Below are 23,727 nucleotides of genomic sequence, written 5' to 3' on the forward strand. Positions count from 1 at the left end.
CGTCTCGCTGCGATACTGCCCCGGTGACCAACCTGCCTGCCCCCGTGCTGGATTCGCTGCACGGGCTCGCCTTCGGTGACGCCTTCGGTGACCGCTGGTTCGGCATCCTGCGCCGGGAGGGACCGGCGGCCCTGGAGGCGCGGACGCTGCCCCGGGAAGAGGTGTGGCGGTGGAGCGACGACACCGCTCAGGCGCTCGTTCTCGTACGCGAACTCGCCGAGGGCGGCGGTGCCGTCGACCAGGACCGTCTCGCGCTGCGCCTGGCGGCCGCGTACGCCGACGACATGCACCGCGGCACGGTCCGCCGGCGCCCCGCTGGGCGCCGGCGGACCCGGGGGGCGGCGTCAGCCGTGGGTGGCGGTGAAGCGGGCGGTCGTCCTGCCGGTCGGGGTGGTGAGGTGGACGGTGCCCCGGTAGGTGCCGCGGCGGGCATAGCGGTGGCCGGCCTCGATACGGTAGACGCCGTTGATCTGGCGGTCGCCCGGGGCGTCGCCCGTGACCGTGGCCGGGCCCGTGGTGCCGTCGCCCCACTCGACCGTCGCCGTGACCCCGGCCGGCGCCACCCCCGGCAGCGCCAGCCGCGCCACCGCGCCGCTCACGGTGCCGTCCCGGTCGGCGCGCAGATCGGCGCCGACGGCCGCGGGCTCCCAGCGCACCCCCGGGTCCGCCCAGAAGTTCCGGCCGGCGAAGAGCCAGCGCGCGCCCTGCACTCCGGTCCTGGCCACCACGCCCTCGGCGTCCTCGGTGACCTCGGCGGGGGACCACGCCTTCTCCAGGATCGCCGGGAGCCTCGGGAACACCTGGTACTGCACGTCGGGCAGGCCGCGCAGCATCCGCTCGCCCCAGATCGGCGCCTCGATGCCGATGATGTCCTCGTTGTTGAGCCCGTAGTCGCGCTGCACCTTGGCGCCCGTCCAGCCGTCGGTGAGGTCGGACGGGTTCCACGAGTACGCGCGCCGGGTGTCGTACGTCGGGTAGGGGTAGTCCAGGTACGTCTGCTGGGTCGGGGAGAGCAGCACCGGGCGGCGCGGGTCGAACCACTCCCGTGACATCTCCCGGCTCTGGTCCTGCCAGTAGTGGTGGACCGTCTCGGTGTCCAGGCCGACCCCGCAGCTCGGCGACCAGCCGATCATGGTCTTCCCGTGGCCGCGGGCGATGCCCTCGACCCGGCGCAGGAACCGTACGTACTGGTCGTGCGGCATGTCCGACTCGTCGGCGCCCAGGTGGACGTACCGGGAGGGGAAGAGCGCGGCGACCTCGCGGAGCACGTCGTCGACGAACGCGTAGGTGGTCTCCAGATCCGCCAGGTAGCCGCCGGCGCCGCTCAGGTGCGGGTACGCGGTCCTGGCCGCCGTCGTGTGCGAGGGCATCTCGATCTCGGGGATGACCTGCACGTGCCGCTCCGCGGCGTACCGTACGACGTCCCGGATCTGGTCCTTGGTGTAGAAGCCGGTCCGCCCGCCGGGCATGGACATCCCGCCGCCGACCTCGGTGAGCCGGGGCCAGGAGTCGATCTCGACCCGCCAGCCCTGGTCGTCGGTGAGGTGCCAGTGCAGCACGTTCCCCTTGGACTGGACGAGCCCGTCGATGAGTTCTTTGACCTCGCGGACCTCCAGGAAGTTGCGGGCCGGATCGATCATCAGGCCGCGGTGCGCGAACCGGGGGTGGTCGCGGATCTCGGTCGCCTCGACGGTCCACGGGCCGGGCCCTGCCGTGTCGCTCTCGATCCACGGGGGCAGCAGTTGCCGGAGCGTCTGCACGCCGTTGAGCAGTCCGTGCGGGGTCGCCGCCGCGATCCGCACCCCGCGCTCGCCGGCGGCCAGGGTGTAGCCCTCGGCGACGGCCAGCCGCGCCCGGGACGGGGCGTGGGCGCGGCCGAGCAGCAGCGTGATGTCGCCGTCCCGGGCCGGGCCGGTGACCACGGGCAGCGGGTAGCCGGTCGCCGGGCGCAGGTAGCCGGTGAGGAGCCCGGCCACGGCCCGGGCCTTCGGGTCGGCGGCGACGATCCGGCTGCGGCGGTCCAGCACGAAGGGGCGGGCGTCCGGCTGCGAGGTCTGCGCGACCGGGACCGGGATCACCCGGCCCGCGGGGAGGCCGACGCCCGGGCGCGGGCCGTTCCAGACCTCCATGGCGAAGATCGAGTAGCCCCAGCCGGTGGCCACGGCGACGCCCTGCATGCGCACGTAGCGGACGGCGGTGGTGAGGCCGAGTTCGAGGACTTCCCGGCCGCCCGGGGCGTCGGGGACGTCGCGGGCGGTACGCCAGGTCTCGCCGTCGTCGGAGACGTGGATCTGGTAGTGCGCGGCGCGCGCGGTCTCCCAGTGGATCACCACGTGGTGCACCGGGCTCGGCTCGGCGAGTTCGATCTGCACCCATTCGCGGCTGGGGTCGGGATAGCCGTTCTCGGGCGAGTTGGAGCCCCACCGGGTGCTCAGGTCGCCGTCGTTGACGTGCGCGGCGGCGAACCTCGCCGGGTCGCGGTCGTAGACGCTGGACGCGGTCGCGGTGCCGTCCCTGGCGACGTCGCGCGCGGGGTCGGGCCAGGCGGCGTCGGCGGCAGGTCCGTCGGCGGCGGCCGGGGCGGCCGCGGGTGCCGGTGCGGACAGGGCCGGGGTGGCGGAGGCCGCGACGAGGGCGGCGGACCCGGCGGCGGCGAGGACGGTTCTGCGGCGGACGGTCTGCTCTTCGGACGGTGCGGACATCGTCTACTCCCGGAGATGGGTGGGCGGGTGGGCAGCGGTCGGTCCTTGGCATGGCGGTGCACGGGCGGCCGGCTGTGGGGTCCGGGGGCGGGGGGATCGACCGGAACGTAGGTGCGCGCGCACTCAAGGGTCAAGAGGTCTACACCAATTAAATCGAAAACCCCTGGTGAGAGGGGGGCAAGGGAAGCTTGAAACGTTCTTATTGGTCTAGTCCAATCAGGATGTCGCCGGATGGAGGCGGGGCGGTGGCCGCGCCGGGCGAGTGACGCATCTCATGTGCGGGCCCGTGTGCGCCCAACTGGCCCGCCCTGCCGCGGAGATGGCGGAAAGCGCGGCGCCGGCGGCCTTCGCGGCCCCTCCGAGCTGGGAGATTGCGCGATCCGGAGCGTTCGCCGGGCGGACTTGGGAGAGCTAGGATATTCGAACGAACGTACGAGAGAACTGATCGGGATAAAAGTCCGAAACGGGGTGGAGTGATGGAGGTGCGGCATGGTGGGCTTCGCCCACGTGCACGTCGCGTCCGGTTACTCCGCCCGCTACGGCGCCGCCCATCCCGAACACCTCGTCCGGCGCGCCGCCGAGCGCGGCATGGGAGCCCTCGCGCTGACCGACCGGGACACCGTCACGGGTGCCGTCCGGTTCGTACGGGCCTGCGCCGGGGCCGGGGTCAGGCCGGTGCTGGGGGTCGATCTGGCGGCGGCGGGCGTGGCACCGCCGCCGCCCGCGCTGCGGCGGCGTACCCCGGCGCGGGGCGGTGGCCATGTGGCCGAGCCGCCGCTGCGGTTCGTGCTGCTCGCGCGGGACGGGGCGGGGTGGGCGCGGCTGTGCCGCATCGTGTCCGCCGCCCACGCGGGTGCGACCGGCGGCAGCCCGCCGGTGGTGCCGTGGCAGGCGCTGCGTGAGCACGGCGGCCCCGGCCTGGTCGCCCTGCTCGGGCCGCTCTCCGAGCCGGTGCGGGCGCTGGCGGTGGGGCGGGAGGACGTCGCGGCGAGGCTGCTGGCGCCGTGGCGGGAGGTCTTCGGGGCCGGGCTCCGGCTGGAGGCCGTCGCCCACAAGCGCGCGGGTCTCGGGCCCGGGTCGCTGCGCCTCGCCGCCCGCACCCTGGCGCTGGGCGACCGTACGGGCACCACCGTCGTGCTCTCCAACGCCGTCCGCTACGCCGACCCCGGCCAGCACCGGCTCGCGGACGTCCTGGACGCCGCGCGGCTGCTGCGGCCGATCGACTGGCGCCGGCTGGACAGCGGGCAGCGCTGGCTCAAGGACGAGCGGGCGATGGCGGCGGTCGCGCGGCTGGTCGCCGAGTGCGCGGGAGCGGACGTACGGCGCGCACGCCGCCTGATGGCGGACACCGCCGCGACGGCCGCCGCGTGCACGATCGACCCCGGGGCGGACCTCGGGCTGGGGCGGCCGCACTTCCCGGAGCCGGCGCTCTTCGGCGCCGGGCCCGGGGCGGACGGCGCCGCGCGGCTGCTGCGCCGGCGGTGCGAGGCAGGCATGGCCCGGCGCGGCCTCGACCGCGACCCCGAGGCCCGTACCCGACTGGATGAGGAGCTGAAAGCGATCTCCACGCTCCGCTACGACTCGTACTTCCTCGCCGTCGGCCAGGTCGTGGCCGACATCCGGGCCAAGGGCATCCGGGTCGCGGCCCGCGGCTCCGGCGCCGGCTCGCTGGTCTGCCACGTCCTGGACATCGCCACGGCCAACCCCCTCGACCACCGGCTGCTGTTCGAGCGCTTCCTGAGCGTGCGGCGCACGTCGCTGCCCGACATCGACATCGACGTGGAGTCGGCCCGCCGGCTGGAGTGCTACGACGTGATCTTCGACCGGTTCGGCAAGGAAAGGGTGGCGGTCACCGCGATGCCCGAGACCTACCGGGCCCGCAGGGCGCTGCGGGACGCCGGCCTCGCCCTCGGCATCGCGCCCGCCGACGTCGACCGGATCGCCAAGAGCTTCCCGCACCTGCGGGCCGCCGACATCACCGGCGCCCTCGCCGAACTGCCCGAACTGCGGCAACTGGCCGCCGAGGCGCACCGGTACGGCCCGCTGTGGGAGCTCGCGGAAGGTCTCGACGCCCTCGTCCACGGCATGGCCATGCACCCCTGCGGCGTGGTCATCAGCGACGCCACCCTCCTGGACCGGCTGCCGGTGCAGCCCACCCCGCAGGGCGACTACCCCATGGCCATGGCCGCGAAGGAGGAGATCGAGGACCTCGGCAACATCAAACTCGACGTCCTGGGCGTACGCATGCAGTCCGCGATGGCCCACGCCGTCGCCGAGATCGCCCAGGCGACGGGCGACCACATCGACCTGGACGACCCCGGGCAGGTGCCGCTCGACGACGTCTTCGCGTTCAAGCTCATCCAGGACAGCGAGACCCTGGGCCTGTTCCAGCTCGAGTCCCCCGGCCAGCAGGACCTGCTCTCCCGGCTCAAGCCCCGCGACCCGCAGGACGTCATCGCGGACATCAGCCTCTTCCGCCCGGGCCCTGTCGCCGGCGGCATGCCCGAGCGCTACGTCGCCGCCCGCCACGGCGGCGCACCCGAGTACGCCCATCCGGACCTCGAACCGGTGCTCTCCGACACGTACGGCGTGACCATCTGGCACGAGCAGATCATCGAGACCTTCCGGGTGATGACCGGATGCGACCGGGCCCTGGGGGAGATCGCCCGGCGCGCGCTCGGGGACGAGGACCGGCTGCCCCGGATCAGGGACTGGTTCCACCGGCGGGCGCGGGCGCGCGGCTACACTACGGCCGTACGGGACGAGGTCTGGAAGACCGTCGCGGCCTTCGGCGCCTACGGCTTCTGCCGGGCCCACGCGGTCGCCTTCGCCGTCCCCGCGCTGCAGAGCGCCTGGCTCAAGGCGCACTATCCGGCGTTCCTGCTGGCCGGCCTCCTCGAACACGACCCCGGCATGTGGCCCAAGCGCGTCCTCGTCTCCGACGCCCGCCGGCGCGGTGTCCCCCTCCTGCCCGTCGACGTCAACCGTTCCAAGGTGAAGCACACCGTGGAGAAGACCGACACGGACCGGTGGGGGGTGCGGCTCGCGCTGGCCGCGGTGCACGGCATCAGCGAGGACGAGGGCGTACGGATCGAGGAGGGGCAGCCCTACGCGTCGCTGTCGGACTTCTGGCAGCGGGCCCGGCCCAGCAGGCCGGTCGCCGAGCGCCTGGCCCGGATCGGCGCCCTCGACGGCCTCGGCGGTCCCGATGACGGCCGCTCCACCCGCCGCGACCTCCTCCTCCAGATCGACGAGCTGCACCGGCAGTCCCGGGCCCGCTTCGCGGCCGACGGCCAACTGCCCCTCGGCACGGACGCGGTCGGCGGCACGGAGCCGAGCGGACTGCCGGAGATGACCGGCCGCGAGACCCTGAGCGCCGAACTCGACACCCTCGGCATCGACGTCTCCAAGCACCTGATGGAACACCACCACCGGCTGCTGCGCGAGATCGGCGCGACCGACGCGGCCCACCTCGCCGGCCTGCGCCCCGGGCAGCAGGTGCTCGTCGCCGGCGTGCGGGCCTCCACCCAGACCCCGCCGATCGCCAGCGGCAAGCGCATCATCTTCGTCACGCTGGAGGACGGCTCCGGCCTGGTCGACCTGGCGTTCTTCGAGGACTCCCACCCGGCCTGCGCGCACACCGTCTTCCACAGCGGCCTGCTGCTGGTCCGCGGCACGGTCCAGGTGCGCGGCACCCGCCGCACCGTCGTCGGCACCATGGCCTGGGACCTGGACCGGATCGCCGCCGCCCGCCGCGACGACGGACCCGAGGCCGCGCTCGCCCTCCTGGGTGAGGACCGGCCGCACCCGACGCCCGCCCAGCCGGGCCGCACCCTGACCGACGGCACCGCGGGCGCCCGCCTGCACCCGTACGCCGACCTGCAGCCCGCCGGCAGCCGGTCGGCCGACCTGAAGAAGCTCGGCCACCGCAGCCCGGGGAGCGCGGGATGACCGCCCGCCGACGGCACATCGCGCACCTCCATCTGCACGCCTCGCCGAGCGAGGAGCAGTACGCGGACATCGTCGAGCTGATGGGCGGCGTCACGCCCCACGTCCAGGAGATGCCGCCGAACGCCGTCCAGCTCGATCTGACGTCCGCGCTCCGGTACTTCGACCTGTCGGCCTACGACGCGGTCCAGCTCGTGAAGATGAGACTGAAGGCCCTCTACGGCATCGACAGCAGCGCCGGACTCGCGGGCAACCGCATGCTCGCGGCCATGGCGGCCGACGCGTCCGCGCCCGGGGAGACCACCACCGTGCCCACGGGGCGGGCGGCGGAGTGGCTGTACCCGCGCCCGGTCGCCGCCCTGCCCGGGGTCGGCCGCGCGACCGCGGAGAAGCTCGGCCGGTACGGCCTGCACACCGTCGGGCAGATCGCCGACCTGCCCGCGGTGACCCTGCAGCGGCTCCTCGGCGTCAACCAGGCCCGCCTGCTCGGCGACCGCGCCCGCGGCTACGACCCGCGCCCGGTCACCCCCGCGGAACCGGCGGCGTCCCTGTCGGCGGAGCTGGTGCTGGACGCCGACTGCCTCGATCCCGTACGGCACCACAGGGCCGTCCTGGGGCTCGCCGAGCGGATCGGCCAGCGGCTGCGCGGGGAGGGGCAGGTCACCGGCCGCGTCACCCTCGTGGTGAGGTACGCCGACCGCAGCTCCACCACGCGGACCCGGGCCATCGCCGAACCCACCGACCACTCGCCCGTACTCGCCGCCACCGCCCTCGGCCTGCTGGCCGCCCTCGGGCTGCAGCGGGCCCGGGTACGGGCGTACGCGCTCAGCGCCGACCACCTGCTGCCGGCGGCCGGCGCGTACCGGCAGCTCTCGCTGGACCCCGGCGACGTCCGCGCCCGCCGCGCCGAGGCGGCCGCGGACCGGGCCCGCAGGCGCTTCGGCCCCGAGGCCGTCAGGCCCGCGACCCTGGCGGCGGAGCCGCCGGCGGCGGGGTGGAAGGAGCGGGGGCGGGGCAGTTGACGGGCGCGGTCAGCCGCCCAGGGCGCGCTTGAGGACCTTGCCCATGTCGTTGCGGGGGAGGGCGTCGAGGAAGTGGATCTTGCGGGGGCGCTTGTGCGGGGCCAGGTGGTCGGCCACGTACGACGACAGCTCCGCGGCGGGCGGCGCCGCACCGTCCGGGACCACCCAGGCGACGATGCGCTCGCCCAGGTCCGGGTCGGGCTCGGCGGTGACCGCCGCCTCGGCGACGGCCGGGTGCTCGAGCAGCGCGTTCTCGATCTCCCCGGCGCCGATCTTGTAGCCGCCGGACTTGATGAGGTCGGTGGCGCGGCGGCCGACGATGCGGAAGCGGCCGGCCGCGTCCCGTACGGCCATGTCGCCGGTGCGGAACCAGCCGTCGCGGAACGCCGCCGCCGTCGCCTCGGGGCGGTTGAGGTAGCCGGTGAAGAGGCTCGGGCCGCGGACCTCGATCTCGCCGACCGTCTCCCCGTCGTACGCGGTGAGTTCGGCCCCCGCGTCGTCGACGAGCCGGGCGGCGACGGACGGCAGGGGCACGCCGACGCTGCCGGTGGCGTCCGGGTCGCCGGGGCTGACGCTGGTGTTCATCAGCGTCTCCGTCATGCCGTAGCGCTCCACGACCCGGCGGCCGGTCGCGGCGGTCAGCCGGCGGTGGTCGGCGACCGGCAGCGCGGCGGAGCCGGAGACCAGCAGCCGGGCACCCGCGAGGGCGGCGGCCAGGGACGTACCGGACGGTGCCCCGGGGGCGGCCGCCGGTTCGGCGTCGAGGGCGTCGGCCAGCCGGTGGTACATCGTCGGCACCCCGAACAGCATCGTGCCGCCCGCGGCCAGCGCCGCCGCGACCGTCTCCGGGGCGAACCGCCCCACGTGGTGCACGGCGCCGCCGCGGCGCAGCGGGCCCAGCACGCCGAGGACCAGCCCGTGCACGTGGAACAGCGGCAGCGCGTGCACGACCGTGTCCCGTTCGGTCCAGCCCCAGACCTCCGCGAGGTCGTCGAGGGTCGCGGCCAGCGCCCGCTGCGGCAGGACGACGCCCTTGGGCGGCCCGGTCGTGCCGGAGGTGTAGACGACGAGCCCGGGGGTGCCGGGGCCGGGCGGCGCGGGCGCGGGCCGGGGGGTCGCGGACCCGGGTTCGGAACCGGGGGTCCCGGGGGCCACGTCCACCCGCGCCACCCCCGCCAGCGCCTCGGGCAGCTCCGCCCCGGGCGCCGCGAGCACCAGCTCCGGTTCGCTGTCGGTCACGATGTGCGCCAGTTCCCGCACCCCGGTACGGGGGTTGAGCGGCACCACCGCGATGCCCGCCACCAGCGCCGCCGTCACCGCCACCGCCGTCGCGGGCTCCGGCGTCGCCCAGACCGCCACCCGCCGGGCACCGCCGAGCCGCCGGGCGACGCCGTCCGCCGCCGCGGCCAGCTCGCCGTACGTCAGGACGGTGCCGCCGAAGCGCAGCGCGACCCGCTCCGGCGCGGTACGCAGCGCCGGGAACAGCTCCCAGGACGTCTCTGCCCCGGCCACCGGCCGGGCCGCCCCGGCCTCCCGCGACTCTTCCGTCTCCCTCATCTCCACGACGCCTTCCTCCCCCTCAGCCCCGCGCCGCACCCTGCTGCCGCGCGTCCGCGGAGGGCACCGTACCCCGTCGCCGCGGGCGCGACCCGCGGCTCGGGTACGAGCGTATGCCGCGGACGCGGCAGTGCTCGCCGGGACGGCGGGAGCACCGGAAGCGTCCGGCGGAGACCCCCGGTGCGTCGGCGGCCGGCACCTCCGGCCGTCCGCAGGCCACGCGTAAACGCCGCGCCGCCCGTACGGGCCGTTTCGGCCCGTCGGGCGGCGCGGCGTCACCGGTCCCCGGTGCGGCGGCTCTCAGCCCAGCGGCCGGAAGCGCCGCAGCCGGAGGCTGTTGGCGACCACCGAGACGGAGGAGAAGGCCATCGCCGCGCCCGCGAGCATCGGGTTGAGCAGGCCCGCGGCGGCCAGGGGGAGGGCCGCGGTGTTGTAGCCGAACGCCCAGCCGAGGTTGGTCCTGATGGTGGACAGGGTGGAGCGGGCGAGCCGGATGGCGTCCGGTGCGGCCCGCAGGTCGCCGGTGACCAGGGTGAGGTCGGCGGCCTCGATCGCGGCGTCGGTGCCGGTGCCGATGGCCAGGCCCAGGTCGGCCTGGGCGAGGGCGGCGGCGTCGTTGACGCCGTCCCCGACCATCGCGACCGTACGGCCCTCGGCCTGCAGCCGCTTGACCGCGTCGACCTTGTCCTCGGGGAGGACCTCCGCGATGACCTCGTCGATGCCGACCTCGGCGGCGACGGTCTTCGCGACGGCCGTGTTGTCGCCGGTGAGCAGGATCGGGGTCAGGCCCAGGTCCCGCAGCCGCTTGATGGCCTGCGCGCTGGTGGGCTTCACCGCGTCGGCGACTTCGAGCAGGGCGCGGGCCTCGCCGTCCCAGGCGACCGCGATCGCGGTGCGCCCGGCCTGCTCGGACCGCTCCTTGGCGGCGGCGAGTCCGGCGGGCAGCGTGATCGCCCACTCCGCGAGGAGCTGCTGCCGCCCGACGAGGACCGCGTGGCCCTCGACGATGCCCTGGACGCCGAGCCCGGGCACGTTGGCGAAGTCCTCGGGCACCGGCAGCGTACCGAGGCGGTCGGTCGCCCCCGCGGCCACCGCCCGGGCGATCGGGTGCTCGGAGGCGTGCTCCAGCGCGCCCGCAAGGCGCAGCACCGTCTCCTCGTCCTCGCCGCCCGCGGTGTGCAGGGCGTGCAGGGTCATGGTGCCGGTGGTCACGGTGCCGGTCTTGTCCAGGACGACGGTGTCGACCTTGCGGGTCGACTCCAGCACCTCGGGGCCCTTGATGAGGATGCCGAGCTGCGCGCCGCGTCCGGTGCCGACCATGAGGGCGGTCGGGGTGGCCAGGCCGAGGGCGCAGGGGCAGGCGATGATCAGCACGGCGACCGCGGCGGTGAACGCGGCGGCGATCCCGTCGCCCGTACCCAGCCAGAAGCCCAGCGTCCCGAGGGACAGGGCGATGACGACGGGCACGAAGACGCCGGAGATCCGGTCCGCGAGCCGCTGCACGGCGGCCTTGCCGTTCTGGGCGTCCTCGACCAGGCGGGCCATCCGGGCCAGTCGGGTGTCCGACCCGACCCGGGTGGCCTCCACGACCAGCCGGCCGCCGGCGTTGACGGTGGCGCCGGTGACGGCGTCGCCCACGGTGACCTCCACCGGCACGGACTCGCCGGTGAGCATGGAGGCGTCGACGGCGGAGGTGCCCTCGACGACGGTGCCGTCGGTGGCGATCTTCTCGCCCGGCCGGACCACGAAGCGGTCACCGACCGCGAGCAGGTCCACGGGCACCCGCTCCTCGCGGCCGTCCCGCAGCACCGCGACCTCCTTGGCGCCCAGCTCCATCAGCGCGCGCAGCGCCGCGCCCGCCTTCCGCTTCGACTTCGCCTCGAAGTACCGCCCGGCGAGGATGAACGTCGTCACGCCGGCCGCGGCTTCGAGGTAGATGTTGCCGGAGCCGTCGCCGCGGGCGATGGTCAGCTCGAAGGGGTGGGTCATGCCGGGCTCGCCCGCGGTGCCGAAGAACAGCGCCCACAGCGACCAGAGGAACGCCGCGGTCGTACCGACCGAGATCAGCGTGTCCATGGTGGCCGCGCCGTGCCGCGCGTTGGTCCAGGCCGCCTTGTGGAACGGCCAGGCGCCCCAGACCACCACCGGTGCGGCCAGCGTGAGCGAGAGCCACTGCCAGTACTCGAACTGCAGGGCCGGGACCATGGCCATCGCGATCACCGGCACCGACAGCGCCAGGGAGCCGAAGAGCCGCTGGCGCAGCGTCCGCAGTTCGTCCGGCGGGCCCTGCCCGCCGGTGCCGTCCGCCGTGCCGTCGCCGGCGTCCTGGCCGGCGGGGGCGGGCGGTGCGGCGGTGTAACCGGTACGTTCGACGGTGGCGATCAGGTCGTCGACCGCCACGTCGCCGGCGAAGGTGACCTTGGCCTTCTCGGTGGCGTAGTTGACGGTGGCCTCGACGCCCTCCATACGGTTGAGCTTCTTCTCGATCCGTGCGGCGCAGGAGGCGCAGGTCATGCCGCCGATCGCGAGTTCGACCTCGGCCGTCCTGCCAGGCGTGGTGGTGGTCATCACTGCTCCTCGTGGCTCGCTATACCCCCAGGGGGTATTAGATCCTCCGACACCATGTATACCCCTGACCCGTATCCCACGCAAGCGGCGCCCTCGCTTGACTTTATACCCCTAGGGGGTATCGTCGCCAGTGTCGAGGGCCGGTCGCAGGGACGGGCCGACCGAGAGGAGCGAGCGATGAACACCGCAGCCAGGGCCGGACTCTTCGCAGGTGCGCTGGCCGTCGCGTTCGCCGGGGCGTACGGGGTCGGCAGCGCCGTGGGGCCCGTCACCGACGAGGACACCGCCCCGGCCCACGGCGGACACGCCGCGGACACGGGCGCGGGCGCCAGGGAAGAAGCGGGAAAGGACGCGGGAGAGAAGGGGGACGGGCACGGCGGCGGCCACGGCGAGGACGCGGGACCCGCCGCGGGCGGCCTCCAGCTCTCCGAGTCCGGCTACACGCTCGACCTGGACACCCGGCGGATCGACGCCCGCAGCCCCGCCGAACTGCGCTTCGCGGTGCGCGGCGCGGACGGCGAGCCCGTGACCTCGTACGAGCGGGAGCACGGCAAGGAGCTGCACCTGATCGTCGCCTCCCGCGATCTCGGTACGTACCGGCACCTCCACCCCGTCCGCGACGCCGCCGGCACCTGGAGCACGCCCGTCGAACTGCCCAAGGCCGGTGACTACCGGGTCTTCGCCGACTTCGTGCCCACCGGCGGCCCCGAGAACGGCCTGACCCTGGGCGGCGACCTCGCCGTCGCCGGGGACTACCGTCCGGCGGCGCTCGCCGAGCCGGAGCGGACGGCGACCGTCGACGGGTACGAGGTGACGCTGGACGGCGCCCTGACGCCGGGCTCCGCCCGCGAGGTGGAGTTCTCCGTCGAGAAGGACGGCAAGCCGGTCACCGACCTCCAGCCGTACCTCGGCGCGTACGGGCACCTCGTCGCGCTCCGCGCCGGCGACCTGGCGTACCTGCACGTCCACCCCAACGGCGAGCCCGGCGACGGCAGCACGGAGCCCGGCCCCGAGGTGGCCTTCTCCGCGACGGCGCCCAGCACCGGTTCGTACCGCCTGTTCCTCGACTTCAAGCACGACGGCGAGGTGCGCACCGCGGCCTTCACGGTCACCGCGGGCGGCGGCGCGGACGGCGAGCAGGACGCGGAGAGCGGGCAGGACGAGGCGGACGGCGGCGGTCACAGCCACTGAAGGGCGTGGTAGACCTGCTCCATGCGCAGCAGGAAAGCTCTCGTACGCCGTCCCGGACCCCGTCTCGCCGAGGGCCTGGTCACGCACATCGACCGCACGCCGGTCGACGCGGACCGGGCCCTCGCCCAGTGGCGGTCCTACGTCGCCGCCCTCGAACTGCACGGCTGGGAGACCGTTGAGGTCGAGCCCGCGGACGACTGCCCTGACGCGGTCTTCGTCGAGGACACGGTGGTGATGTACAAGAACGTCGCCCTCGTCACCCGCCCCGGCGCCGACTCCCGCAAGCCGGAGACCCCCGGCGTCGAGGCCGCGGTGAGCCTCATGCGCTGCTCCGTGAACCGGGTCCACGCGCCCGGCACGCTCGACGGCGGCGACGTGCTCAAGGTCGGCGACACTCTCTACGTGGGCCTCGGCGGGCGCACCAACACCGACGGCATCCGGCAGCTCCGCGCCTGCTTCGAACCGCTCGGCGCCCGCGTCGTCACCGTCCCTGTCACCAAGGTGCTGCACCTGAAGTCCGGCATCACCGCCCTGCCGGACGGCACCTTCGCCACCCACGCCGGGCTGATCGACACACCGGAGCTCTTCCCGGGCCGTATCGAGGTGCCGGAGGCGGCCGGGGCGCACGTCATCCTCCTGGGCGGCGGCGCGCTGCTGATGGCGGCGAGTGCGCCGCAGACGGCCGCGCTGTACGAGGAGCTGGGCTACACGCCGGTGCCGGTGGACATCAGCGAGTTCGAGAAGCTGGAGGGCTCGGTGACCTGTCTGTCGGTACGCATGCGCGGCCTGTACGCCTGACGCCGCCGCGGGCGGCGGGGTGCTCCCGCCCCGCCCGCGGGCTCAGCGGCTCTCCGCCGCCACCCGCAGCGGGTCGCGCGGGGTGCGGAAGGACGGGGGCGGCTCCGGGGGCGGGGTGAGGTGGCCGCCGAGACGGCGGCCTGCGGCGACGGGGGCCCGGAGGGCCGCGGGCAGGCCGACTGACGCGCGTAGAGCCGAGGCCTGACGACGTACCCTGGCGGCCGCCACCTCACCCCCCGCGCCGCCCGCCGCCGCGTGCGCGGCGGCGAGCACGTCGAGCGTGCGCGACGTCCAGTACGGGGTGTCGAGGTGCCGCCAGATCGACAGCGCCTGCCGCGCCGTCGCCTTGGCCTCCGCCGGCCGGTGCGCGTGCAGCAGCAGGTCCGCCTGCGCGCGCAGCGTCAGTGCCTCGCCGAACCGCTCGCCGAACCGCCGGTACGCCGCCAGGCTCTCGTCGAGCATCCGCTCCGCGCGTGCCGGTTCGCCGGCCACGTCCGTCAGATGCCCGAGCCACTGCAGCGCGTGCACCTCGCCCACCCGGTCGCCGCTCTCCACCGCCAGCTCGCAGCTCCGCAGCATCCGCGCCGCCGCCGCGTGCACGCGGCCGACGGCGAGGTCCGCGAGGCCGAGGTTGCGCTCGGCGGACGCCTCGCCGTGCCGGTAGCCGTCCTGCTGCGCGAGGGCCAGCGCCAGGTCGAACTCGCGCCGGGCGGCGCCCGGTTCGCCGCACTCCAGATGGACGGTGCCGAGGCCGCAGCGCGCGTACGCCTCGGACCGCACGTTGCCGCCCGCCCTGGCCCGCTCGATGCCGCGCCGCAGACAGGCGGCGGCCTGCGCGTACTGCCCGCGCAGCCGCAGCAGCACGCCGAGGCCCGCCGCCGCGGCGGACTCGGCGGGGTGGTGGCCGCCGGTGTCCTGACGGCCGTCGCGGGCCGGGCCGCGCGCCGGGTCGCGGGGGCCGTCGCCCGGCTTCGCGCGGGGGAGCGCGCGCGGGCGGTCCAGCGCCGCGAACTCCTTCAGCGACCGCTTGAACGCCACCACCGCCTCGCCGTAGTGGTCCTGCACGGTCTCCAGCTCGCCCAGGTTGCGGTGGAGGACGGCGACGCCGAGCCGGTCGCCGGCCGCGGTCGCGGCCGCCAGCGCCGTCCGGTGCGTCTCGCGCCAGTCGTCGAAGTGCGCGGACGTCTCGAAGAACGCCGCCAGCGCCGCCGCCAGCCGCCACGCGGTGCCCGCCTCGCCGGCGTCGGCCGCCTGGCGGACCAGGGCGCGCAGCGTGGTCCGTTCGGCCTCCAGCCAGGCCAGCGGCTCCGCCGCGACCCGGGCCGCCTCGGCCGCCGGAGGGCTGTGGCCGGGGGCCGGCGCCTGGACGCGGCCGGAGAAGCCGGAGGACAGGGCGTCGTCGGCGCGGCGGGCGAGGTCGAGGTAGGCGGTGTGGACGCGGCCGAGCGCGGCGGCGCGTTCGGCGGGCGGCTCCTGGGCGTGGGCGCGCTCGCGGGCGTAGAGGCGCAGGAGGTCGTGGAGGCGGTAGCGGGGTTCCGCGGCGGGTTCCGCGGTGTGGACCTCGACGAGGTGGTTGTCGACGAGCGCGTCGAGGGACCGCTCGGCGAGGGCCGTGGGATCGGCCGCGGGCCGCGCGCCCCGCACCGTGTCGCCTCCGGCCGTACCGTCTCCGCCTACGCCGTCTCCGGCCCTGCCGTCTTCGTCCGTACCGGCCGGCGCGTCGCCGAGGAGCGCGGCCACCACCCAGCCCGGCACCGTCGGCACGTCCAGCAGGCCCAGGAGCCGGAACGCCCGCTGCGCCGCCGGGTCGAGGGCCGCGTAGCCCAGCGTGACGCTGGCCCGTACCTCCAGGTCGCCCGCGACCAGCTCGTCCAGCCGCCGCCGCTCGTCGGCAAGCGCATCCGCCAGCCGCGGCAGCGACAGGTGCCGCCGGGTCGCCAGCCGGGCGCCCGCGATGCGCAGCGCGAGCGGCAGGTTGCCGCACTGCGCCGCGATCCGCGTGGCGACCGCGGGGTCGCGGCGGGTTCGGTCGTCGCCGGCCGCCCGCGCCAGCAACTCCAGCGCCTCCGCGTCGCTGAGCAGGCCCAGTTCCACGCGGAGCGCACCTTCGAGGCCGGCGAGGGCGGCGCGGCTGGTGACGAGCACGGCGCTGTCGCCGGTGCCGGGCAGCAGGGGGCGGATCTGCCGCTCGCAGCCCGCGTTGTCGAGGACGACGAGCACGCGGCGGTCGGCGATTTCCGCGCGGTAGCGCCGGACCCGCTCCTCCAGGCTCTCGGGGATGCCGGCGCCGGTCATGCCGAGGGTCTTCAGCAGGGAGGCCAGCACGTCGCCGGTGTCGGCCGGGTGGCCCGCGGCGGTCCGCAGGTCGGCGTGCAACTGGCCGTCGGGGAAGGCGTCGCGGAGCAGATGCGCCGCGTGCACCGCGAACGTGGACTTGCCGGCGCCCGCGACCCCGGTGACGAGGACCGTGCGCGGCGCGGGGTGACGCGCGTCGACCTGCCACGCGTCGAGGCCGGGGGCCTCGCGGTCCGCCGCCCCCTCCGGCTGCCCCAGCCACCGCAGCACCTGCACCAACTGTTCCCGCCGTCCCACGAAGTCCGGGATGCGCGCCGGCAGTTGGCAGTACGCCGGCCGCTCCGCGGCCTCGGGCCGCGGCGCCGGCTCGGGGCCGCCCGCCAGCACCGCCGCGTGCACCTCCTGCAACTGCGCCCCCGGCTCCACGCCCAGCTCGTCCGCGAGTGTCCGGCGGGCCCGCGCGTACGTCCGCAGCGCGTCCGAGCGCCGCCCGGCGCGGTGCAGCGCCAGCATCAGCCGGCCCCACAGCGGCTCCCGCAGCGGATGCTGCGCGAGCAGTGCGCCCAGCTCCGCGGCCAGTTCCGGGTGCCGGCCGACGGCCAGCTTCGCGTCGGCCAGGTCCTCCCAGGCCGTCAGCCGGTTCTCCTCAAGCCGCGCGGCCTCGGCCCGTACGGCATCGGTGGCCGGCACGTCGGCGAACGCCGGGCCGCGCCACAGCCCCAGCGCCTCGGTGAGCGTCTCCACGGCGGCGGCGGGGCGCCGGTCGGCCAGCTCCGCGCGTCCGGCGGCGGCCAGGGTGGCGAACCGGGCGGCGTCGGTGCCGTCGGGCTCGATGCCCAGCTCGTAGCCGCCGGGACGGGTGTGCAGCGTCTCCGGGTCACCGCCCAGGGCGCGGCGCAGCCGGTGCACGTAGACCTGGAGCGACTTGGCGGCCGAATCCGGTACGTCGTCGCCCCACAGCTCGGCGATGAGCGCGTCGGCGGGGACGAACCGGCCCGCGTTGATGAGCAGATGGGCGAGCAGCGCACGCTGCTTCGCGGCGTTCAGCGTGATCCGCCGCGTGCCGTTGCAGACGTCGAGCCTGCCGAGGACCCGATAGCGCATCACACCGTCCCCTGGTCACGGTCGTCGTGAGCTGCTTCGGCGTCACCATCCTTGTACTGGGCGGTACATGTCAAGGTGGCAGGGGTTCGCAGGGGAGGCAAGCGCGTTGAGCCGTGACGATGCGAACCCCTTGATCGGAAGCACGGGCGCCAGGGACCTCTCAGGGACTTCCCTGGTCGTCGAAGGCCACGTCGTGGAGGGTGTCTCCGCTTCCTGGCAGGGCCGCGCCCAGCGGTCGGCGGGACGGTACGTCCCAGAGCCGGAGCCGCTCCGAGTCTTCGACGCCGGCGAGGGAGTGTCCGTCCGGGGAGAACCGCAGGGGCGTGACCGGGCGGCCGGGCATGCGGCCCAGGCGTTGGGTGGCGTCCCCATTCCAGAGGGCGATGCCGGTGGGGTCGCTGACGGCCAGGGTCTTTCCGTCGGGGCTGAACGTGACGGTGTACAGGTCGGTGTTTCGCAGGGCATTGCGCGTTGCCCGGCCCGTGCGCAGGTCGACTCTGTCGCTCGATGTCGTGACGAGGACCAAGTCGTCGCCGGAGCCGCCGAGTGCCGCTCCGGATCCGCCGACGTCGGTCAGGGTGCGGGATACGCGGCCCGTTGCGGTGTCGATGATGTCGGTGGACCAGTCGGGGTGGTCCTCGGATGCGTTTCTGCTCGCGGCGAGGGTCCGGCCGTCCTTGCTGAACGCGAGCGCGGCGACCGGGCCGCCGCCCGGGGCGTCCAGGACGACGGAACGGCGGATTCTTCCGGCGTGTGTGTCCTGGAGGACCAGGCGGTACGGCTTTCCGGTGCGTGGTTCCGGGCCGGAGTAGCCCAGTGTCGTGCCGTCGGGGCTGAGTGCGGACCCCGGTGCGGCGGGGTTTGCGGCGTCCGTGCCGGCGGGCACTTCCCAGGTCCGTATTCGGGAGGCCCCGTTCACGGTGTTGAGGTTGAGGAGACTTGCGGCTTTCGGGCCGGTTGTCCGTGGTGAAGATCGTTGGTCAGCGGGCGACGTCGATGCGGGTGAGCGCGCAGGAGTCGGGCGGCCCCCGGAGCCACAGCGCCGAAGGCCGCTTCTGCGTTCATTCGCGGTTTCGCCGGGCGCCGCGGGCCGTGCCCGGTTACCGGGGGGCGGGCCAGGGATCGGCCCGGACGACCGCGTCGGCGGGGATCGGGCCGTATACGTGCGGGAACTCCTCGCCGCCGGGCTCCGCCGCCTCGAAACGCACCGGAGCGGACAGCCGGCCGGCGTCGATGACCAGCACCACCGGGTCCTCTTCCGGGCGCGTGCCGTAGAGCGCCTGTGCCACCGGCGCGAGTTGGTGCGGAAGTGAGCAGTGGATATAGCCCTCCTCGGCCAGGGTGCGGCCGCGGGTCGACTGCTCGTACACCCCGGTCCGCCGTGCGGCTTCCCAGCGCGCCCGCTCGGTGATGTGCCACAGCTCCGTCGTCATCACCTCATCGTAGGGACGGCGGCGCAGTCGGGGCACAGCGCGCCTGACGCACCCTTCGCTCTACTCGGCACGTACTGCGCCGGTACTCACTGAACTGGGACAAACCCGTCCGCTGAGCCGTCAACGGTTCGCCGCCGCGGCCGGTGCGAGTTCGGCGCGGCCGAACAACAGGGCGTAGCCGGCGGGGACCTGACGGAGGATGCGGGTTATCAGGTCGGGGCGCGCGTAGGCGGCCACGACGGAGAAGACGGAGCCGACGTCCCAGCGCGTGGTCGCCAGGGAAGCGCCGGTGCCTGCGGCGAGGTCCTCGACGAAGTCCCAGCCGGTCAGGGGCCGGACGTCGGGGATCTGCGCGGTCAGCACGCGCGCTGCTTCCACGGGCAGGCAGCCGGCCAGGTCGACACGTTCCTCGCCGGTGAGCTGGCGCCCCAGTCCGGCCAGAACGAGGCGGACGGCTTCGTCGGCCCTCTCACGGGTGGGGTAGGCGCCCTCGTAGCGGACCCTCTCCAGCATCTGCTCGTACGCCGTCCCGTACGGTCGCTGGGGCGGTACGTGCCGGTCGGAGATCACTGGGGTGATTCGCCTTTCTGTTCGTGGCCGGTGTTCTGGCACCGGGCGTGCGGGATGGTCACGTGGCTCGGGACGGCCGCAGGGCGGGTGATGGCCGGCGGGAGCAGGATCGCGCCCCTGAAGTCCGCGCGGCAGCAGGGGGCCGCCCCCGTCTGGCCGCGGACTGCTCAGGGAGGTGCGGAGGGCGGGGAGTTCCGCCCTCCGCACCTCTCCGGACGGTGATCAGCCGGGGATCTCCTTGCGGCCCGAGCCGATGGTGATCTTGCGGGGCTTGGCGCGCTCGGCGATCGGGATGCGCAGGGTGAGCACGCCCGCGTCGTAGTCGGCCTGGATGTGCTCGGTGTCGAGGGTGTCGGCGAGCATGATCTGGCGGGAGAAGACACCCAGCGGCCGCTCGGACAGCTCCATCTGCACGTCGCCGGACTTCGCCGCCGGGCGCCGCTCGGCCTTGACGGTGAGCATGTTCCGCTCGACGTCGATCTCGATCGCGTCCGCGGTGACGCCCGGGACGTCGAAGGCCACCACATACTCGTCGCCGTCGCGGTAGGCGTCCATCGGCATCGGCGAGGGGCGGGACCAGGTGCCCGGGCCCATGAGCTGCTGCGCCAGGCGGTCCAGCTCGCGGAAGGGGTCAGTGCGCATCAACATCGTGAAAACACCTCCAGCAGGTTCAGGCAGTTGCTGCCAATGCGCCTCACTGACACCGTTGTACCATGTCATCCAATGGATGACAAACATGGTGTCGTCCATCTGATGACGAGGAGAGGAGTGTCCGTGACTGCAGCCGACGAGCCGTCCCTGACCAGCACGAACGCGCAGAGCCCGGCGTCGTTCCTCGCCGCCGCGGCAGCTCTGCATGCCATCGACGACGCCGTGCGGGGCGCCCAGCGCGAGTCCCCGGACGCCCCTGACGCTCCCGGTCCCGGGCCGGAGCAGGCGCTCGCCTCCCTGGTGCTGCTGCGGCAGGTGCGCGAGCAGCTCGCCGGATGGGAGACCGGCCTGATCGAAACCGCCCGCGACGCCGGGGCGAGCTGGGCCGACCTGGCCCATCCGCTCGGGGTCGCCAGCCGCCAGGCCGCCGAGCGGCGCTACCTCCGCGGCCGCCCCGGGCCCGCCGGCACCACCGGTGAGCAGCGTGTCCAGGCCACCCGCGAACGGCGCGCCGCGGAACGCACCGTCGCCGCCTGGGCCCGCGACCACGCGGCCGACCTGCGCCGTATCGCCGGGCAGATCGCCGCCCTGACCGACCTGCCCGCCACGGCCCGCCTCCCGCTCAGCCGGCTCCATGCGGCGCTGGCCCAGGACGACCCCGCCGAACTCGTCCGGCCTCTCGCCGCCACCCGCCCCCACCTGACCGCCCACCCCGGCCTCACCGCACAACTCGACGACCTCACACCGCCTTGAGGCGTGCGGAGGTGGCCGCCGCGCCGCCGGGTCAGGAAAGCGGCAGCCCGTGCAGGATGTCGGTCACGGGGGCGGGATCGGCCGGGCCGAGGTGGCCGGCGTCCGGGAAGTCGTGGACCGTGAAGCGGTTGTGCGGGGTGAGTGCGTCGGCCTCCGCGATCATGCGGTCCTGGAGCGCGGTGGCCACGGTCCTGTCGTTGCCGAACCGCAGATACGTGCGGGGAACCCGCCCCCACGTGTGCCTGCGTCCCACCGCCCGCCCGGCGTACGCCGTCAGCGACTCGTCCGTCTGCATGCCCTCCAGCACCCGCAGGAACGCGCCGTCCGTGTAGTTCGCGCAGATCATCTCCTTGAAGACCGCGAGGTCACGGGGGTTCGCGCTGCGCCAGTTCAGCCGCAGCGCACCCAGCTTCTCCGGATCGCCGACGACCTGCTCCACCGGGCTGATGGCGTCCTGCCCCTCCGGTGAGGCGGCGCAGACGTCCAGCGACGGCATGGTGCGGCTCGGGCAGAACGCGGCCATGTAGCAGATGTGGTCGAGGAGTTCGGGCACGGCGTTCCCGACGCGGCTCACCGACAGGCCGCCCATGCTGTGCCCGACCAGCACCACGGGCCCGCCGAGGCGCGCGGCCCGGCGTACGGCGCCGGTGACGCGCGCCTCGAAGTCGTCCAGGTTCAGCGCGGCGACCGGGGAGGGTTCCGTCGCGAGAGCCGCCAGATCCTGCGTCTGGTACGCCTCCGGTACGAACCGTTCGGTGCCGTGCAGCGGCTGGTCCACGGCCACGACGCGGTGCCCGCGCAGCGCCAGCTCCCGCCCGATCTCCGTCCAGAACGCGCCGGCGCTGTGCGTCCCGTGGACGAGGACGTACGTGCGCACTCCGTCGCGCCGCCGCCCGGCACCGGCCGCCCGTGCGGTCCCCGTACCCACCCCCGCGGCGAGCGCCGCGCCGCCCGCCGAGGCCGCGAGCCCTCGCAGGGCGAACCGCCGCGAAGGGCTGCGACGGCCGGACGCGTCCGTACCGCCCGTGGGCCTGGTGCCGAGCTGTTCTCCGTTGTCAGCCATGTCTTCCATGCCGGCAACGCTAGGAACGGCCGGGACGCCCCACCATGGCCCTGCCCGCCCGCCCGGCGGTGTACCTACCGCCACCACCGGCCCTCAGCCCGGGCAGCCGGGCCCTCGTCCGCCGCGTCGCCCCCACGGCAACGGCCCTGCCCGGCACCCGCGGTCGCCGCGGGCAGCAGCCGCGCAACCGTCGCGCAACCGCCGCGCTCCGGTCGTCGCGTAGACACGTGCCGCAGTGCCGTCCCGCGACCGGAGCCCGCACGGAGTTCCCCGGAACCCCACCGCAGTAGGAGAGCGATTCGCGATGTCACCCAGCCGTACGGGGTCCTGGCGCCCCCTGCTCGCCGGCCTGGCGGCCCTCGTCACCCTCGGCGGGCTCACCGCCGCGGGCCCGGCCGCCGCCGGGTCCCCGCCCGGCACCGGCAGAACCGTCGACTACCGCGGTTACGAGGTCACCGTCCCGGCCGGCTGGCGGGTCGTCGACCTCGCCGCCGACCCGGGTGCGTGCATCCGCTTCGACCGCCCCGCCGTCTACCTCGGCGAGCCCGGCGACCAGAGTTCCTGCGCGCCCGGGCTCAAGGGCCGCACCGCCGGGCTCGTCGTGGAGCCGATCGACGCCGGGGCCGCGCGGCAGACCACAGCGGCCACCGCCGTCGCCCCGCGCGGCAGCGCGACGGCGCCTGCGGCGAAGTCCCGCGACGGCGCGATCCAGGTGGCCGTCGAGGACGCGGGCGTCCTGGTCACCGCCGCGCACGGCCCCGCGACCGAGGACCTGGTACGCGGCGTCCTCGCCGGCGCCGAGCTGACGGCCGGCGCGGAGCGCACCGAACTGCCCGCCGCCGGAGCCGCGTCCGGGGGCGCCGCCGCGCCGACGGCCGCCGCGGGGCCGCAGCCCGGCGACTTCCGCGGCCAGGGCTTCGACGCCTGCGCCGCGCCGTCGCAGACCACGATGGACGCCTGGCTCGCCGGCTCCCCGTACCGCGCCGTGGGCGTCTACATCTCCGGCGCCACCCGCGCCTGCGCGCAGCCCAACCTCACCGCGAGCTGGGTGACGAACCAGACGAACAAGGGCTGGCACCTCATCCCCATCGACGTCGGCCGCCAGGCGCCGTGCAGCAACTTCTCCAACAAGATGTCGTCCGACCCCGTCACCGCCCGCGCCCAGGGCGTCAGCGCCGCCAACGCCTCGGTGACCGCCGCCCAGAGCCTCGGCATCCCGGCCGGCAGCGCGCTCTACTCCGACATCGAGGGCTACACCTCCACCGCCTCCTGCAAGGCCGCGGTCATGAGCTACGTCTCCGGCTGGACCGAGGGCCTGCACGCCAAGGGCTACCTCTCCGGCCTGTACTCCAGCGCCTCCTCCGGCATCCGGGACGCGGCCAGCGTCTACGACGACGCCCGCTACCTGCGCGTGGACCACCTGTGGTTCGCGTGGTGGAACGGCGTCGCCGACACCGACGCGGGATCGTACGTCCCGGACTCCTACTGGGCCGGCCACCAGCGCATCCACCAGTACGTCGGCGAGGTCTACGAGACGTACGGCGGCCAGCGCCTGCACATCGACCGCAACTACCTCGACGTCGGCAAGGGCACCCCGCCGCCCGTCACCTGCACCACCGCCAACCTGAGCTTCAACGCCTACGGGACCATCCGCTCCGGCTCGACGGGCGCCCTGGTCGACGCCGCCCAGTGCCTCCTGGAGGCCGCGGGACACGACCCCGGCGGCGCCACCCCGACCGGCACCTTCGACGCCGGCACCGTCACCGCCACGAAGGCGTTCCAGACCGCCAGGGGCCTCACCGCGGACGGCATCATCGGCCCCCGCACCTGGACCGCGCTGCTGGCCCGCGGCACCACGCCCACCCTGCAGAACGGCTCCACCGGCGACGCCGTCACCCGGCTCCAGCGCGCCCTGACCGCCGCGCTCGGCCGCACCGTCGGCATCGACGGCATCTTCGGCTCCGGCACGCAGACGGCCGTACGCGACTACCAGACCAGCCGCGGGCTCGGCGTGGACGGCATCGTGGGACCCGCGACCTGGGGCGCGCTGCAGGCAGGCAAGTGACCGGCGA

Annotated in this window: 15 protein-coding genes and 1 pseudogene; 7 read left to right on the plus strand and 9 right to left on the minus strand. The window is 75.0% G+C overall.

Annotated features, from left to right (window positions below):
- Positions 1-44: 44 nt before the first annotated feature.
- Positions 45-389 (plus strand): annotated as a pseudogene (locus FB457_RS22625) (ADP-ribosylglycohydrolase family protein); the annotation flags it as partial.
- Here FB457_RS22625 and FB457_RS22630 read toward each other — a convergent pair.
- Positions 345-2,702: a family 20 glycosylhydrolase gene (locus FB457_RS22630; RefSeq protein ID WP_145783015.1), complete on the minus strand. Its 2,358-nt coding sequence runs from the start codon at positions 2,700-2,702 to the stop codon at positions 345-347. The pseudogene FB457_RS22625 and the gene FB457_RS22630 overlap by 45 nt on opposite strands.
- A 489-nt stretch (positions 2,703-3,191) precedes the next feature.
- Between FB457_RS22630 and FB457_RS22635 the strand changes: the two genes are divergently transcribed.
- Positions 3,192-6,653, plus strand: a complete 3,462-nt coding sequence (locus FB457_RS22635) for a DNA polymerase III subunit alpha (protein ID WP_145783017.1) — start codon at positions 3,192-3,194, stop codon at positions 6,651-6,653.
- Positions 6,650-7,672 (plus strand): DinB/UmuC family translesion DNA polymerase, encoded by a 1,023-nt coding sequence (locus FB457_RS22640; RefSeq protein ID WP_145783019.1) that lies wholly within the window; start codon positions 6,650-6,652, stop codon positions 7,670-7,672. Before FB457_RS22635 ends, FB457_RS22640 begins: the two co-directional genes overlap by 4 nt.
- Before the next feature lie 9 nt (positions 7,673-7,681).
- Here FB457_RS22640 and FB457_RS22645 read toward each other — a convergent pair whose 3' ends face one another.
- Positions 7,682-9,229 (minus strand): AMP-binding protein, encoded by a 1,548-nt coding sequence (locus tag FB457_RS22645; RefSeq protein ID WP_486589105.1) that lies wholly within the window; start codon positions 9,227-9,229, stop codon positions 7,682-7,684.
- A gap of 300 nt (positions 9,230-9,529) precedes the next feature.
- A complete protein-coding gene (locus FB457_RS22650) occupies positions 9,530-11,797 on the minus strand; it encodes a heavy metal translocating P-type ATPase (protein WP_047014967.1) in 2,268 nt (755 codons plus the stop codon).
- Positions 11,798-11,974: 177 nt separating this feature from the next.
- On the opposite strand from FB457_RS22650, the gene FB457_RS22655 reads away from it, so the two are divergent.
- Both FB457_RS22655 and ddaH read left to right on the plus strand, forming a co-directional pair.
- Positions 11,975-12,988 (plus strand): hypothetical protein, encoded by a 1,014-nt coding sequence (locus FB457_RS22655; RefSeq protein ID WP_145783023.1) that lies wholly within the window; start codon positions 11,975-11,977, stop codon positions 12,986-12,988.
- A gap of 21 nt (positions 12,989-13,009) precedes the next feature.
- Positions 13,010-13,786, plus strand: coding sequence for a dimethylargininase (ddaH, locus tag FB457_RS22660; RefSeq protein ID WP_047014965.1), 777 nt, complete (start codon positions 13,010-13,012; stop codon positions 13,784-13,786).
- 42 nt (positions 13,787-13,828) lie between these two features.
- Here the strand turns inward: ddaH and FB457_RS22665 are convergent, their stop codons facing one another.
- From FB457_RS22665 to FB457_RS22685, 5 genes are all read right to left on the minus strand, one after another.
- Positions 13,829-17,185, minus strand: a complete 3,357-nt coding sequence (locus FB457_RS22665) for a BTAD domain-containing putative transcriptional regulator (RefSeq protein WP_145783025.1) — start codon at positions 17,183-17,185, stop codon at positions 13,829-13,831.
- 160 nt (positions 17,186-17,345) lie between these two features.
- The gene (locus tag FB457_RS22670; protein ID WP_145783027.1) at positions 17,346-18,071 is read right to left on the minus strand and encodes a WD40 repeat domain-containing protein; all 726 of its coding nucleotides are present in this window, start codon (positions 18,069-18,071) and stop codon (positions 17,346-17,348) included.
- A 214-nt stretch (positions 18,072-18,285) separates the two neighbouring features.
- Positions 18,286-18,618, minus strand: coding sequence for a DUF952 domain-containing protein (locus tag FB457_RS22675; protein ID WP_047014962.1), 333 nt, complete (start codon positions 18,616-18,618; stop codon positions 18,286-18,288).
- Positions 18,619-18,738: 120 nt separating this feature from the next.
- Positions 18,739-19,188, minus strand: a complete 450-nt coding sequence (locus FB457_RS22680) for a DUF2267 domain-containing protein (protein WP_047014961.1) — start codon at positions 19,186-19,188, stop codon at positions 18,739-18,741.
- Positions 19,189-19,410: 222 nt separating this feature from the next.
- Positions 19,411-19,836: an Hsp20/alpha crystallin family protein gene (locus FB457_RS22685; protein ID WP_047014959.1), complete on the minus strand. Its 426-nt coding sequence runs from the start codon at positions 19,834-19,836 to the stop codon at positions 19,411-19,413.
- 126 nt (positions 19,837-19,962) lie between these two features.
- Here FB457_RS22685 and FB457_RS22690 point away from each other — a divergent pair, with 126 nt between their 5' ends.
- Positions 19,963-20,592, plus strand: a complete 630-nt coding sequence (locus tag FB457_RS22690; protein ID WP_047019781.1) for a hypothetical protein — start codon at positions 19,963-19,965, stop codon at positions 20,590-20,592.
- Positions 20,593-20,623: 31 nt separating this feature from the next.
- On the opposite strand, the gene FB457_RS22695 is transcribed toward FB457_RS22690, so the two are convergent.
- Positions 20,624-21,655 carry an alpha/beta fold hydrolase gene (locus FB457_RS22695; RefSeq protein ID WP_145783125.1) on the minus strand — a complete coding sequence of 344 codons (1,032 nt, stop codon included), beginning with the start codon at positions 21,653-21,655 and terminating at the stop codon, positions 20,624-20,626.
- A gap of 304 nt (positions 21,656-21,959) precedes the next feature.
- On the opposite strand from FB457_RS22695, the gene FB457_RS22700 reads away from it, so the two are divergent.
- Positions 21,960-23,720: a glycoside hydrolase domain-containing protein gene (locus FB457_RS22700; RefSeq protein ID WP_145783029.1), complete on the plus strand. Its 1,761-nt coding sequence runs from the start codon at positions 21,960-21,962 to the stop codon at positions 23,718-23,720.
- The last annotated feature ends 7 nt before the right edge of the window (positions 23,721-23,727 follow it).

It is taken from the genome of Streptomyces sp. CNZ287, assembly GCF_007827615.1.